Annotated in this window: 11 protein-coding genes and 1 tRNA gene; 6 read left to right on the top strand and 6 right to left on the bottom strand. The window is 55.0% G+C overall.

Going from position 1 to position 13012, the window contains the following annotated elements; genetic code table 11:
* The first annotated feature begins 148 nt into the window (after window positions 1–148).
* The gene (locus IFT47_RS16430) at window positions 149–793 is read left to right on the top strand and encodes a hydrolase (RefSeq protein ID WP_122535388.1); all 645 of its coding nucleotides are present in this window, start codon (window positions 149–151) and stop codon (window positions 791–793) included.
* 100 nt (window positions 794–893) lie between these two features.
* Here IFT47_RS16430 and yacG read toward each other — a convergent pair whose 3' ends face one another.
* From yacG to pilB, 5 genes are read right to left on the bottom strand one after another with little or no spacing between them, the layout of a single operon-like run.
* Window positions 894–1097: a DNA gyrase inhibitor YacG gene (gene yacG / locus IFT47_RS16435; RefSeq protein ID WP_074888353.1), complete on the bottom strand. Its 204-nt coding sequence runs from the start codon at window positions 1095–1097 to the stop codon at window positions 894–896.
* Window positions 1097–1717, bottom strand: coding sequence for a dephospho-CoA kinase (gene coaE, locus IFT47_RS16440; protein WP_192173366.1), 621 nt, complete (start codon window positions 1715–1717; stop codon window positions 1097–1099). Before coaE ends, yacG begins: the two co-directional genes overlap by 1 nt.
* Window positions 1714–2586, bottom strand: a complete 873-nt coding sequence (locus tag IFT47_RS16445) for a prepilin peptidase (RefSeq protein ID WP_192173365.1) — start codon at window positions 2584–2586, stop codon at window positions 1714–1716. The genes coaE and IFT47_RS16445 overlap by 4 nt, the downstream gene beginning before the upstream one ends.
* A gap of 2 nt (window positions 2587–2588) precedes the next feature.
* The gene (locus IFT47_RS16450; protein ID WP_192173364.1) at window positions 2589–3806 is read right to left on the bottom strand and encodes a type II secretion system F family protein; all 1218 of its coding nucleotides are present in this window, start codon (window positions 3804–3806) and stop codon (window positions 2589–2591) included.
* Window positions 3807–3808: 2 nt separating this feature from the next.
* Entirely contained in the window at window positions 3809–5503 is a 1695-nt protein-coding gene (gene pilB, locus IFT47_RS16455; protein WP_192173363.1) for a type IV-A pilus assembly ATPase PilB, read from the bottom strand.
* Window positions 5504–5723: 220 nt separating this feature from the next.
* Here pilB and IFT47_RS16460 point away from each other — a divergent pair, with 220 nt between their 5' ends.
* The 4 genes from IFT47_RS16460 to IFT47_RS16475 all read left to right on the top strand — a co-directional run bounded on the left by IFT47_RS16460 (window position 5724) and on the right by IFT47_RS16475 (window position 9214).
* Window positions 5724–6134, top strand: a complete 411-nt coding sequence (locus tag IFT47_RS16460; RefSeq protein WP_192173362.1) for a pilin — start codon at window positions 5724–5726, stop codon at window positions 6132–6134.
* Between the two features lie 125 nt (window positions 6135–6259).
* On the top strand, window positions 6260–7720 hold the full coding sequence (locus tag IFT47_RS16465; RefSeq protein WP_192173361.1) for an O-antigen ligase family protein: 1461 nt from the start codon (window positions 6260–6262) through the stop codon (window positions 7718–7720).
* A tRNA-Thr gene (locus tag IFT47_RS16470) sits at window positions 7711–7786 on the top strand. Before IFT47_RS16465 ends, IFT47_RS16470 begins: the two co-directional genes overlap by 10 nt.
* 243 nt (window positions 7787–8029) lie before the next feature.
* Complete coding sequence (locus tag IFT47_RS16475; protein ID WP_244655969.1) at window positions 8030–9214, top strand: oligosaccharide flippase family protein; 1185 nt, start codon at window positions 8030–8032, stop codon at window positions 9212–9214.
* A gap of 307 nt (window positions 9215–9521) precedes the next feature.
* On the opposite strand, the gene nadC is transcribed toward IFT47_RS16475, so the two are convergent.
* On the bottom strand, window positions 9522–10370 hold the full coding sequence (nadC, locus tag IFT47_RS16480) for a carboxylating nicotinate-nucleotide diphosphorylase (RefSeq protein WP_192173359.1): 849 nt from the start codon (window positions 10368–10370) through the stop codon (window positions 9522–9524).
* Between the two features lie 384 nt (window positions 10371–10754).
* Between nadC and IFT47_RS16485 the strand changes: the two genes are divergently transcribed.
* Window positions 10755–12995 (top strand): DUF1631 domain-containing protein, encoded by a 2241-nt coding sequence (locus IFT47_RS16485; RefSeq protein ID WP_192173358.1) that lies wholly within the window; start codon window positions 10755–10757, stop codon window positions 12993–12995.
* The last annotated feature ends 17 nt before the right edge of the window (window positions 12996–13012 follow it).

Consider the following 13012-nt stretch of genomic DNA (forward strand, 5'->3'; position numbering starts at 1 on the left):
TCCCTGAATTGGAAACAATGAGTCCCGATTTTATGGGATTGTTCCTTAAGCAGCCAGTCCGTAAATTCACTCCCAAGCCAGCCGCCAAACAACCAGCGCAGCGGCTAACCCATATCGAACTCACTGCTGACTACTAAGGAATCTACCCATGTCCATTCGCGAGCTGCTGAACCCAACCAACGCTGCTCTGATCCTGATCGACCACCAGCCGCAGATGGCTTTCGGCGTTCAGTCGATCGACCGCCAGACGCTGAAGAACAACACCGTCGGCTTGGCCAAAGCCGCCAAGATCTTCAACGTGCCGACCATCTACACCTCGGTCGAAACCAAGAGCTTCAGCGGTTTCATCTGGCCTGAACTGCTGGCGGTGTTCCCGGATCAGCAGCCGATCGAGCGCACCTCGATGAACTCGTGGGAAGACAAGAAGCTGGTGGAAGCGGTCAAGGCGACCGGCCGCAAGAAGCTGATCATCGCCGCGCTCTGGACCGAGGTCTGCCTGAACTTCCCGACGCTGGACGCATTGGCTGAAGGCTACGAGGTGTACATCGTCACTGACGCTTCCGGCGGCACGACCAAAGAAGCCCACGACATGTCGGTGCAGCGAATGATTCAGGCAGGCGCAGTGCCGGTGACCTGGCAGCAGGTGCTGCTCGAATTCCAGCGCGACTGGGCTCACAAGGAAACCTACGAAGCGGTCATGGAACTGGTCCTGGAACACAGCGGGGCCTACGGCATGGGCGTCGACTACGCCTACACCATGGTTCACGGCGCGCCGCAGCGTAAGTTGGGCTAAAACCCTCGGCCACAAAAAAAGCTTCGCGATTAAGGTCGCGAAGCTTTTTTGTTTTTTGCGATTTGTTGCAGGTTGCTGGCCATTCGGCCACTCGGTTGTATCAATGCTGACGAGGGTCAAGGTCACCGGAGAACAGCTCGTCTTCAGCGTCCGGCGCAACCGGAATCGCATGTTCTTCCGACGCCCAGGCGCCCAGGTCGATCAGCTTGCAACGGTCCGAACAGAACGGCCGAAATTTACTCTCCGGCGTCCATTCAACGGGCGCTCCGCAGGTTGGGCAATCGACGGTCATTGGTTGGCTCATCATTGGCCTCCACGCAAAGTTAAATAAAAGTGATGCAGACGCTCGACTTCGCTTTTCAGCCAGGCTGGGTCACGGTCATTGACGATCACATCATCGGCCCGGCTCAAGCGCTCCTCGCGACTGGCCTGCGCCTTGAGAATCGCCCGCACCTGTTCCTCGTTGGTCTTGTCGCGCAGCACGGTGCGCTCTATCTGCACCGACTCCGGCACATCAATGACCAACACCCGCTGCACCATCTGGTGCTGAGAAGTCTCCAGCAGCAGCGGCGACACCAGAATCGCGTAAGCCGACTCAGCGCGTGCGAAGTACTGACGGATTTCTTCGCGGATCAGTGGATGCAGAAGACCTTCGAGCCAGACCCGCTGCTGCGGATCCTTGAAAATCAGCTCGCGCAGCGCCGAGCGATTCAGCGCGCCATCGGCCTGCAACACGCTCGCGCCGAAGTGCTCGGCAATCTGCGTCAGGGCAGGGCGCCCGGGTTCGACGACCCAACGGGCAGCGTTATCGGCGTCCACCAAGTGCACGCCCAGCTCCATGAAGCTCTGAGCCGCCGCACTCTTGCCGCTGCCGATGCCACCGGTGAGGCCGAGAATCCAGGGTTTTGACGCAGGAGAAGTCATCTGAAACCGGCGATCTGCAAATACGAAGTCGTTATTTGATCACCCCAGAGCAAAGCGATCCACCCCGCGAGCGCCAGATAAGGACCGAAGGGGATCGGCGTGCTGGTTTCGACATTGCGCAAACGCAGCAGAATCAGGCCCAACACCGCCCCGACAATCGACGACAGCAGAATCGTCAACGGCAGAATCTGCCACCCGCCCCACGCGCCGAGCATGGCCAGCAACTTGAAGTCGCCGTAACCCATGCCTTCCTTGCCGGTGATCAGCTTGAACAGCCAGAACACACACCACAACACCAGATACCCGGCGACCGCGCCCCACAGTGCGTCGGTCAGCGACGTGAACAGCCCGAGCGCGTTGACGATCAGGCCCAGCCACAACAGCGGCAACACGATTGCGTCCGGCAGAAGCTGGTGGTCGGCATCGATCAGGCTCATCGACAACAGTCCCCACGTAAGTACCAGCATTGCCCCTGCCTGCCAGCCGAAACCGAAATGCCAGGCAATAAAGGCCGAGAGTAAGCCACACGCCAATTCAACGAGGGGGTAGCGCTTGCTGATGGGGGCTTTGCACTGGGAACACTTGCCGCCTAGAAGCAGGTAGCTCACGACGGGGATGTTCTCCCATGCGCGGATTTTGTGTGAGCAATGCGGGCAGCGGGAGTGGGGGAGGATGAGGTTGAAGGTTTGTAGTTGCGGCTCGGGGGGGAGGTCGAGCATTTCCCGGGACTGGGTTTTCCAGTCGCGGATCATCATTTTGGGCAGGCGATAGACGACGACGTTGAGGAAACTGCCGACGAGCAGGCCCAAGACGAGTGCGCATAAAACAAAGGCCAGCGGGGAACTGGCCAGGAGGTCGAGGAGGGGCATGGTTAGACGACGCTGCCGAGTTTGAAGATTGGGAGGTACATAGCGATAACAAGCCCACCGACTATGACACCAAGAAAAGCCATGATCAGGGGTTCCATGAGGCTGGTAAGACTATCGACCATATTATCGACTTCTTCCTCATAGTAAGTGGCAACCTTATCTAGCATTGAGTCCAAAGCCCCGGACTCCTCACCAATAGCAGTCATTTGCACCGCAAGCATGGGAAACACCCCAGTACTACGCATAGAAAAATTTAGCTGCATGCCGGTGGACACATCTTGCTTGATCTTATTAACTGCGTTTTTAAATACGATATTGCCCGTGGCCCCTGATACGGAATCCAAGGCCTCTACGAGCGGCACGCCGGCGGAAAAGGTCGTGGAAAGGGTTCTTGCATAGCGAGCTACTGCAGACTTATAGAGTAGCGGACCGATCACTGGAATTTTGAGTACGGCACGATCGACCCAATTCCGAAATTTTTCTGAGCTTTTATGAATTCGCTTCAAACCTAGATAAAGTGCTACTAAAGCGGCGAGTATTATATACCAGTAGCCCTGTACGAACTCTGAAAGGTGAACAACCATCAATGTGAATGCGGGAAGTTCGGCGCCAAAGCCTTCAAATATAGACTGAAATTGCGGTACAACTTTTACGAGAAGTATAGCGGTTACGACGAAAGCGACCACAACAACCGCAATGGGGTAACTCATTGCTTTTTTGATTTTTGACTTAAGAGATTCTGTTTTTTCTTTATACGTTGCTACGCGATCGAGCAGCGTCTCCAGTGCGCCAGCCTGTTCACCCGCGTCCACAAGATTGCAATATAAATCATCAAAGTATTCGGGCTTTTGACGAAGCGATGTCGCTAAGCTGTGGCCGGAGGCGACGCTCTGTTTGATGTCGTCCAGCAATTTTCGCATTTTCGGGTTTTCCGAACCCTCTCCGATGATTTCAAACGACTGTAATAGGGGTACCCCGGCTTTCATCATGGTTGCCATTTGACGCGTGAAAAACGCGATATCCAACGGTTTTATTCTTTTCCCGCCGCCAAGTATTGAAATAGATTTCTTTCGAACCTTTGTAGGGTTAATTCCTTGTTTTCGCAGCTGGGCCTTGACGAGCGCAGGGTTATGTCCGTTGAGCTCGCCATTGACCTTGTTGCCTTTTTTATCGAGCCCTTCCCAAGTAAAGACGCTGACTTTTACTGCTTTGATCGCCATCGTTAGTCCTTGGTTACCCTATTGATTTCTTCCAGGCTGGTCAGCCCATGCATGGCCTTTAGAAGCCCGGAGGTACGCAGGTCGTTGTAACCGTCTTTGCGCATTTGTGTCGCGATATCAATCGAGTTACCTTCCTCCATAATGATGCGTTCCAGTGCAGGAGTGTTTTTCACGACTTCATATATGCCGACTCGCCCCTTGTATCCTGCGTTGCAATGCTCACAGCCTACCGGGGAGTAAAGCTTGAAGCTGCCGATACGGTCCTCGGGGAATCCCTCAGATAGCAAAGTATCCCGCGGTACCGAAATTTCCTTCTTGCAGTGAGGGCATAACTTTCGAGCAAGGCGCTGGGCAATGATTAGGTTAATGGCGGTGGCTATGTTAAATGCCGCAACGCCCATATGATGCAGGCGGGTCAGGGTCTCGGCTGCACTGTTGGTATGCAGCGTGGATAGGACCATGTGGCCGGTTTGCGACGCTTTTATCGCTATCTCGGCAGTCTCCAAATCACGGATTTCGCCCACCATGATGACGTCAGGATCCTGACGTAAAAATGCTCGGAGTGCTTGAGAGAAATCCATTCCTTGTCTGGGGTTGACGTTGACCTGATTAATACCTTCCAGGTTGATTTCCACTGGGTCTTCTGCGGTGGAAATATTGATATCTGTGGTGTTAAGGATGTTAAGCCCTGTGTAGAGCGATACGGTTTTGCCAGAACCCGTCGGCCCCGTTACCAAGATCATTCCCTGCGGCTTGCTCAACGCCTCCAGATACAGCGCCTTTTGTTCTGGTTCATAGCCAAGCGCATCAATTCCCATTTGCGCGCTGGTGGGATCTAGGATCCTCATTACGATTTTCTCGCCCCATAGCGTAGGCAGGGTATTTACTCGAAAGTCGATGGCTCGGTTTTTTGATATACGGAGCTTTATTCTGCCATCTTGTGGTCTGCGGCGCTCTGAGATATCCAATCCCGCCATTACTTTGAGCCGCGCGGCGATGCGACCTGCCAGCTGGGTCGGTGGTTTTGCCACCTCATGCAGAATACCGTCAGTACGTAGACGTACTCTAAAGATCTTCTCGTATGGCTCAAAATGTAGGTCCGACGAACCTAGCCGGATAGCGTCCATTAACATTTTGTTCACGAAGCGTACGACTGGCGCATCCTCAGCGTCGACTTCACTGAGCATCGTCTCCTTGCTATCGGAGGTAGTCTCAATCTCTAGACTCAGATCAACATCGGCCATCTCGCCGAGGCCGGTGCTAGTATCGAAAAACTTGTCAATGCCCGCCGTCAGCTTATCGTCTTCAATCAGGATAGCTTCAGTGGTCAGGCCGGTACTGAACTGAATGTCGGTGATCGCTTGGTGGTTGGTAGGGTCCGAAACCCCTACGAATAGCTTGTTACCGCGCCGCCACAGTGGCAGAGCATGATGCTGGCGGATCAGCTTCTCGCTAACCAATCCTCTAGGCTGACTATCTTTGTCGAGGTTGGTCAAATCCAAGAAAGGCAGGCCGAATTGGTCGGAGGCCATTTCCGCAAGAACCAGGCTATTGACGAGCTTACTTTGTACGAGGTAGCTCACCAGCGAAAGCCGGTCTTTTCGTGCTTGCTGGTACGCCTGCTGAGCTGTTTTTTCGTCGAGTAATTCAGCGACGACGAGCTGTTTAGCTAAACCGGTTAGGACGACATCAGTCATTACAGCCACCAGATACGGACAAGGCTTGTTTATAGCGCAGTCAGGCAAGGCTGCCAATCAACCTCCTGCTAGTGACAATAAATGTCACATTCTGCCCAGAATCCAGACCCTACGTACTTTTCATTCATAGCAACGGCTCAATCTTTGCTATAGCGTTTGTTGGCACGGCAAATGCTTGATCCCTAAGCGTGATCTAATAATTGACGGTGGAGAAGTCGTGATGAACTCACAGAAAGGTTTTACTTTGATCGAACTGATGATCGTGGTCGCGATCATCGGCATCTTGGCGGCAATCGCGCTGCCTGCTTATCAGGATTACACAGGTAAATCGCAGTTAGGGGCGGCGCTTGCTGAGATCAATCCGGGCAAAACATTGGCTGAGACAAGAATCAACGAAGGCGCTGCGGCGACTACATCTGTCACTGATATCGGCCTCACCGCTTCGACTACCCGCTGCGCAACCACTGCATCGGTTGCTGTCGACGGCACCGCCAGCATTTCTTGCGCAATTAAGGGGAACCCGGCAGTGAACAACAAGGCAGTAACACTTTCGCGCACCACTGCTGGCGTCTGGAGCTGTACAAACACCACTAAGTACTCTGTGTCGGGCTGCGCGGGCACTGGTACCTGATAAACTCTGCAATTTACGACCTGTTACTATAGCGGTCGGTGCGTCAAATGAACCCGGCCTTTATACGCCGGGTTTTTAATGCTTGTTAGGGTACTTGTTGGGTTGAGGTTGCGATGCGAGACGCAATGAATAGAGGATTTGTTTTTTTTGTGAGCTTGTTTTTTTTTCTATTAATTGCACCCGTTACTCTGCATGCATTCGTGGGGCATGATTCGCAACGCGTTTTCCAGATTGCTACTGTTCTGGTTTTGTTGGTGATTACTCTTTTCGGTACTTTGGTCCGTCCCCAGCAACTTCTCTCTTTGCGATCCGTCCAAGTAGTCAGTATTACGTTGTTCGTGCTGGCTTCAAACTCGGTAATACTTGCGCACCAACCGGAGTGGGCTTTAACAGAGTTAGCTTTGATTGCGAGTTGTATTGGGTCGAGCTTGATAATCGCCGAAAGACGGCGTGACCTGGGGCATCGATTAGATCGGCTACTTTGGATTCTTGTAATCATCCTCTGTACCGTCAAGTGCGTTCAGTTCGGTGCGGGGTTGCTAGCAGCATTCACAAGCGGTTTCAAAACTTTGGATACCGATATTCTGCTGGAAGGCTTCTCAAACAAACGTTTTTATGGGCAGTTTCAGACGTTTACGCTTCCTCTACTAGCGTTTTCGTTATTAGCTATTACTAGGCCGGCGGAAAAAAAGTGGGCTTTTATCTTGCTCACTTGCTGGTGGGTGGTCGCCATCTCGGGCGGGACGCGGGGCACGTGGATGGGCATGGCGGGCGCCGCTGCAGTGCTAGCGCTTTGTGGTATTCAAGGTCGGCGCTGGGTCGGCTGGCAGGTGCTCGCGATGCTTGCCGGCCTGACATTATTCTGGTTGCTCTTCAACATTTTGCCGAGCAAGTTGGATATTGAAGTTGTGAATTTCGCAGGCGACAGGCTAAGCACATCGCTCTCCGCCCGTGAAATTATTTGGCACCAAGCGTGGGAAATGATTAAGGAGCGGCCGCTCCTAGGGTTCGGCCCTATGCACTTCGCTGACATCCCTAATCCCGTAGCGGCACATCCCCATCAAGCTATCTTGCAGTGGGCCTGCGAATGGGGGATCCCTTCTACACTTTTGGTAATGTGGCTCGTCTCTAAAGGATTATGGGCTACGTTCCGTTTGATTCGCGCGAACCACAGGTCGACTGAGTCTGTGGACTTATTGCGAGTCTGTCTGTTCGCGAGTTTGATTGGCGCGTTGACTCAGTCAATGGTCGATGGCGTTATCGTAATGCCTTACTCGCAGCTGTGGCTCGCCATTGTCGTGGGCTGGCTGATCGGCATCCATGAATTTTCGCCTGCGCCCACGGCGGTTCGGACAATTGGGCAAAGAGGATGGGTTGCCATATTGACATTGGCGGTCGCATATCTGGGCTATATAGCCGTTCGCGATGCCCCAAATCTTGAGCAGCGCGAGCAGGTTTACATCCAGGAGCATGGAGGGCGATTCCAACCTCGGTTCTGGATGCAGGGAGTCATTGCGCAGCCCGGTGGCCGCTTGTTGGAGCAAACAAATACTGCTAATTTCGCACCATTAATAACGCCGAAATAGCTCAGTCGGTAGAGCAGCGCACTCGTAACGCGAAGGTCGTAGGTTCGATTCCTATTTTCGGCACCATTTCTCATCAGCGTTCACATAGAAGCCCAAAGCTCAACGAGCATAAGCGTCAACCCGAGCATCACTCCGGTCTCGCGACCTTCCTCCGTAGTTATAAAAAGGTCGGTTCGTGTTACCTCCATCGAATAGCTCCATCTCTCCAATCTGCCCGACTCGCCAGCATCACGGTTCCTGCCAGAAGGTGTATTTGCAATGGAGCTAGCGCCGAGAGCATCACTCATCAAGCAGTTGGCTCCCTTGGCAATGCAGTGGGGCGTGACGGCTTACTCCGCTGCAGTCTCGTTGGGCCTTTCGGTCCTGTTCGCGCGCAGTATGGGTTCAAGCTCGTTTGGGCATTACACCTACATCTATGTGCTGGTGAGCGTTCTTGTGCTTATGCAGGATGCAGGTTTCAACACGCTCTTGATGCGGGAGCGTGCGTCGCCATCCGCTGCTCTAAGCACACGTTACTCAGAACTACCAAGCACTGCGCTGATGCACCTGCTGCTAACAACTTCAGTTTTTCTGTTGCTGGCTGGCGCATTGCACCTTTGGGTAGACGGGCCTGCTCTCATGGCCGGCATCTTCTGCTTCGCCATGATAACTCTCACTCAATGGCAGTCCTCTTGGTTTAAGGGCGCCGGAAATTTTGAACGAGATGCCCAGTTTCTTTTCTATGGCAGAACCGTAAGCGCCTTGCTTGTACTTGGATCGGTGCTCATCGCTGGCGCTGCCCCGGTGTCGATTTTTCTTGCTTGGGGGCTTGGCCTCGGGCTGACACTCGCGTGTCACTTCAAGCACTTCCCAGCGCTGCGCCGAATCGAGTGGAAGGTGCCGGTTTGGGCCTACCGCAGTTCGTTGAGTTTCTTCGCGGTCGGCCTTGCTTCCACTCTCTATCACCACATTGACATCATCATTCTCCGGCACCTGTTGGGAGAAGTGCCTGCGATTGGTCAGTATGCGGTAGCGACGCGGATCCAGGACGGCCTGATGGCGCTGGCTACGCCGGTGGCTCTGATGCTATTTCGGAGGATGAGAATACTGGCAGTGGATGGCGACGAGGGAAGCCGATTCAGCCGCAACTCAGTAGTTGGAGCGGCGTTCGTTGGTTTGCTTTTGGCGGTGGGCGGATGGGTACTTGGCCCTTGGGTAGTAGGCCTCTTGTTCGGAAGCGATTACTCGGATGGGGCCCACACCATCATTCGTCTGCTGTTCGCCGGACTGATTTTTGCGCTTCCAAACTATGTGATGGAGCAGCATGCCATCGCCACCCAGCAGGAACGATGGTTTGCGAAGAGCTTAATTATTGCCGTTACAGTGAACGTCGCACTGAACTTGATATTGATTCCGGTCATGGGCGTTGATGGCGCGGCGCTTGCGACTGTGCTGACTGAGATATGCCTATGTTCTGCGCTTTGCTTGAAGCTGCGCCGGACCTTGTTTAGTTGATTATTTAAGGCCGACGGAGTCATGCCTTAAAATGCACAGCGCCCAGGGGAATAGGGCGCTGAGGGTCAAAAAGCGATCAACAAATCCCCGGTGGTATCCCGTCCTTATTGAAATCCTTCAATCGCTCCTTCTCCTCTTCAGTCGAATGAGCCGGGACATCCTCTTCAGGTTCGACAGGTTGCTTCTCGTCAGCCATAGTCATCTCCTCATTCGTCTAATCACCAATTCGATCTTAGGGATCTCGAGCCCATAACAAGCAGAGCCCGAGAAACCGGCGCAGTTCAACCTTTAAGACGCTGCCACAACCTCAGAGGCTCAGTCGCATCGACAAATCCACAGCCTTCACATCCTTAGTCAGCGTCCCAATAGAAATGTAATCAACGCCAGTCTCGGCAATGGTGCGCAACGTCGCGTCAGTCACACCCCCGCTGGCCTCCAGCTTGGCGCGACCCGCCGTGAGGCGCACGGCTTCGCGCATGTCGTCCAGGCTCAGTTCATCAAGCATGATGATGTCAGCGCCGCCATCGAGGGCCTGTTTGAGTTCGTCGAGGCTCTCCACTTCGATTTCCACGGGCTTGCCCGGCGCGATCTTGTGCGCGGCGGTAATGGCTTCGGCAATACCGCCACACGCGGCGATGTGGTTTTCCTTGATCAGGAAGGCGTCGAACAAGCCGATGCGGTGGTTATGACAGCCGCCGCAGGTGACGGCATATTTCTGCGCCATTCTCAGGCCCGGGAGGGTTTTGCGAGTGTCGAGCAGTTTGACCTGAGTGTCGGCAACCATGTCGGCGTAGCGCTGCGCGCGGGTGGCAACGCCTGACAGCAGCTGCAGAAAGTTGAGAGCGCTGCGTTCGCCCGTCAGCAGGGAACGGGCGGGACCTTCCAGGTGGAACAGCGCTTGATTGGGCTGCACGCGATCGCCGTCAACAATCTGCCAATGCACGGCGACGCGCGGATCAAGCTGACGGAAAACAGCATCGACCCACGCCGTGCCTGCAATCACTGCAGCGTCCCGGGAAATGACGGTGGCTTTGGCCAGTCGCTCCGCCGGAATCAGCTGCGCGGTGATGTCGCCACTGCCCACATCCTCCAGCAACGCACGGCGCACGTTGGCTTCGATTTCGGCAGTGAGGGCGTCAAGACGTAGGTTTGGCATATCAGGCTCCACGGACTAAGTGCGCAGAGTATATGGCAGACGCGTGTACCAACCTACGTACGCCAGGTGTCCACTCGAATGCATAACCTGCACTTTGTCGGTTTTTTCCTCGATTATGCGACAGATTGTGATTTTGATGGTCTATCGCTGCACATGTCCCTTCGCCGCCTTCTATTATTCCAATTAAGGCGAAGAGTCCGCTGGCGAGCGGCCCTGATTTACCTGATACTTTCGCCTTGTATTTGACGTCATAGCGTTGACGTTAGCCTGCGACATCCCCAGGGATAAAATTTTGAGATCCGTCCGAATGGAGTCGAGTCTTCGTTCGCCGCGGGGTGTAGCTGTTGTTAAAGCAGTTGTGTCGACGGTGTGAAGGAGTCCTTGATGCAGAACGACGGTAACAAAGTGGTGCCCTTGAAGGCAGGTGCGGATCATCCCGGTTCTTCGCCTGTCGCTCGGCTGCCCGTCGTTCTGCTTCAGGTTCGTGACCGGGCCGCCCAGCAACTGAAGGAAAGCCTGCAGACGCTGTTCGACAATGCCGACGACACGCTCTTCGAAATGGCCGACCGTGCTCACAACAACGCTGAGCAGAACATTTTTTTTGAAGCCATGCGCGACTTGCGTCTGAAGCGCAAAAGCATCGAGCGCAATTTCCTCGACAAGTTCTTTGAAGCATTCCTGCGCCTGGGCCAATACGAAGTGGCCGAGCCTCCAATGCCCGAGCCCGTTTCCTACGACAAGCTCGCGCTGGTCCATAACGATGATCTCGAACGCACCGTTGCGGTTGACGCGATGGTGGTCAAGGTCATGAGTCGCGACGGTATCGCCCTCGGTCAATTGACCACACGTTTGAACGTACTCATCCCCCAGCCGTTGACCGACGAGACCAATCCGTTGGGCCCGACGCTGCTGTGCGACTATTTCCTGCAAGCCGGGCGCAGTCTGGGCGTTGAAATCAAGGTGAAGCTGATCATTCTCAAGCTGTTTGAGAAGTACGCCTTGAGCAACGCCGATCAGCTTTATGAGGAAGCCAACCAGTTGTTAATTTCCGCAGGTGTATTGCCGGAATTGAAGGCATTGCCGTCCCGCCGCTCGACTGATCGTATTGCCAGCGTGCCGCTTTCGAGCGAAGCCGTGCGTGCCGACAACGCCGCCATCCTGCAGGCGACCGAAAGCCTCGATAAAAGCGTGCAGGACGTGTTTTCCGCGCTGCAGGAGTTACTGGTGCACGTGCGTGGTCATCTGACGCCGCGCCCTGATTCGGTGACCGATGCGCGCCCAATTTCCAGCCAGGACTTGCTGCGTCTACTGTCCCACTTGCAACAGTACGTCCCGAAAGTTGAGGAGAGCGACGATTTCGATCTGCGCGCTCAGCTTGAGCAGTTGATCAGCCGGGTCAGCGCGAGAAGCGGTAAGTTTCGCGTCGTCGGCACAATGGATGAGGACGTTATCAACCTCATCTCGATGCTGTTTGAGTTCATCCTCGACGACCGCAACCTGCCGAGTTCGCTGCGTGCGTTGATCGGTCGTTTGCAGATTCCGATGCTCAAGGTTGCGGTCATCGACAAGAGTTTCTTCAGCCGTGGCAGCCACCCTGCGCGCCGGCTGCTGAACGAAATCGCCTCTGCAGCGCTTGGCTGGGGTGGTCGCGATGACACCCAGCGCGACTCGCTCTACGCCCGCATCGATCAGATCGTCCAGCGCCTGCTCCACGACTTTGTCGATGACCCGGCGATCTTCACTGAACTGCTGGTGGATTTCCTGGCCTTTACCAGTGACGAACGTCGTCGTAGCGAACTCCTTGAACAGCGCACCCGCGACGCCGAACAAGGTCGCGCATTGGCCGAGTTGGCCCGGCAGCGCGTGCAGCAGGCGTTGAACGATCGCCTGCTCGGCAAGACCCTGCCGCAGGTAGTTGTTCGCCTGTTGCAGGAGGCCTGGAGCAAGGTCCTGTTGCTGACGTGCCTGAAGCACGGTGATCAGTCGAGCGAGTGGGCTTCAGGCCTCCAGGCCATGGACGATCTGATCTGGAGCGTCGAGCCCCATGATGAGCCGGAAGCGCGACAGCGTTTGCTCGAGCTGGTGCCGGGGCTGCTGAAGTCCCTGCGCGACGGCTTGAGCAGCGCTGCTTTTGATCCGTTTGCCACCAGCGAATTCTTCAGTCAGCTCGAAGTGTTGCACGTACAGGCGTTCAGCCATGTAGCGCGGACGCCAAAAGGTGATGCGGAAGGCGATCAGCCGCAGTCCGCTAACGGCCCCACGATGATGGCGGTGGTGGAGGAGATCGTGCTGGTTGGGCCGGGCGAGCAAATTCAGAGCGAACCGTCGACGCAGCTGCCTGCTGACGACGAAGGTTTGTTGCAGGTCGAAAAGCTTCGTCTGGGCAGTTGGGTAGAGATCCAGGAAGACGAATCCCATAAGCTGCGTTGCAAGCTGGCTGCGATCGTCGAGCCGAGCGGGCGCTACGTGTTCGTCAATCGCACCGGCATGAAGGTCCTTGAGAAAACCCGTATGGGCCTTGCGGTGGAATTCCGTCGCGGCACGATTCGTGTTCTCGACGACGCACTGCTGTTCGACCGCGCGCTGGAGTCGGTACTGGGTAATCTGCGCAAGCTCAAGGGCTAAGCGCCAGATCGGTCCTA

The organism is Pseudomonas sp. CFBP 13711 (assembly GCF_014842265.1).
In the GTDB taxonomy this organism is placed as follows: domain Bacteria; phylum Pseudomonadota; class Gammaproteobacteria; order Pseudomonadales; family Pseudomonadaceae; genus Aquipseudomonas.

Coding starts and splice junctions, on each gene's coding strand:
- IFT47_RS16430 (WP_122535388.1), top strand. CDS start 149: ATGTCCATTCGCGAGCTGCTGAACCCAACCAACGCTGCTCTGATCCTG.
- yacG (WP_074888353.1), bottom strand. CDS start 1,097: ATGAGCCAACCAATGACCGTCGATTGCCCAACCTGCGGAGCGCCCGTT.
- coaE (WP_192173366.1), bottom strand. CDS start 1,717: ATGACTTCTCCTGCGTCAAAACCCTGGATTCTCGGCCTCACCGGTGGC.
- IFT47_RS16445 (WP_192173365.1), bottom strand. CDS start 2,586: ATGCCCCTCCTCGACCTCCTGGCCAGTTCCCCGCTGGCCTTTGTTTTA.
- IFT47_RS16450 (WP_192173364.1), bottom strand. CDS start 3,806: ATGGCGATCAAAGCAGTAAAAGTCAGCGTCTTTACTTGGGAAGGGCTC.
- pilB (WP_192173363.1), bottom strand. CDS start 5,503: ATGACTGATGTCGTCCTAACCGGTTTAGCTAAACAGCTCGTCGTCGCT.
- IFT47_RS16460 (WP_192173362.1), top strand. CDS start 5,724: ATGAACTCACAGAAAGGTTTTACTTTGATCGAACTGATGATCGTGGTC.
- IFT47_RS16465 (WP_192173361.1), top strand. CDS start 6,260: ATGAATAGAGGATTTGTTTTTTTTGTGAGCTTGTTTTTTTTTCTATTA.
- IFT47_RS16475 (WP_244655969.1), top strand. CDS start 8,030: ATGCAGTGGGGCGTGACGGCTTACTCCGCTGCAGTCTCGTTGGGCCTT.
- nadC (WP_192173359.1), bottom strand. CDS start 10,370: ATGCCAAACCTACGTCTTGACGCCCTCACTGCCGAAATCGAAGCCAAC.
- IFT47_RS16485 (WP_192173358.1), top strand. CDS start 10,755: ATGCAGAACGACGGTAACAAAGTGGTGCCCTTGAAGGCAGGTGCGGAT.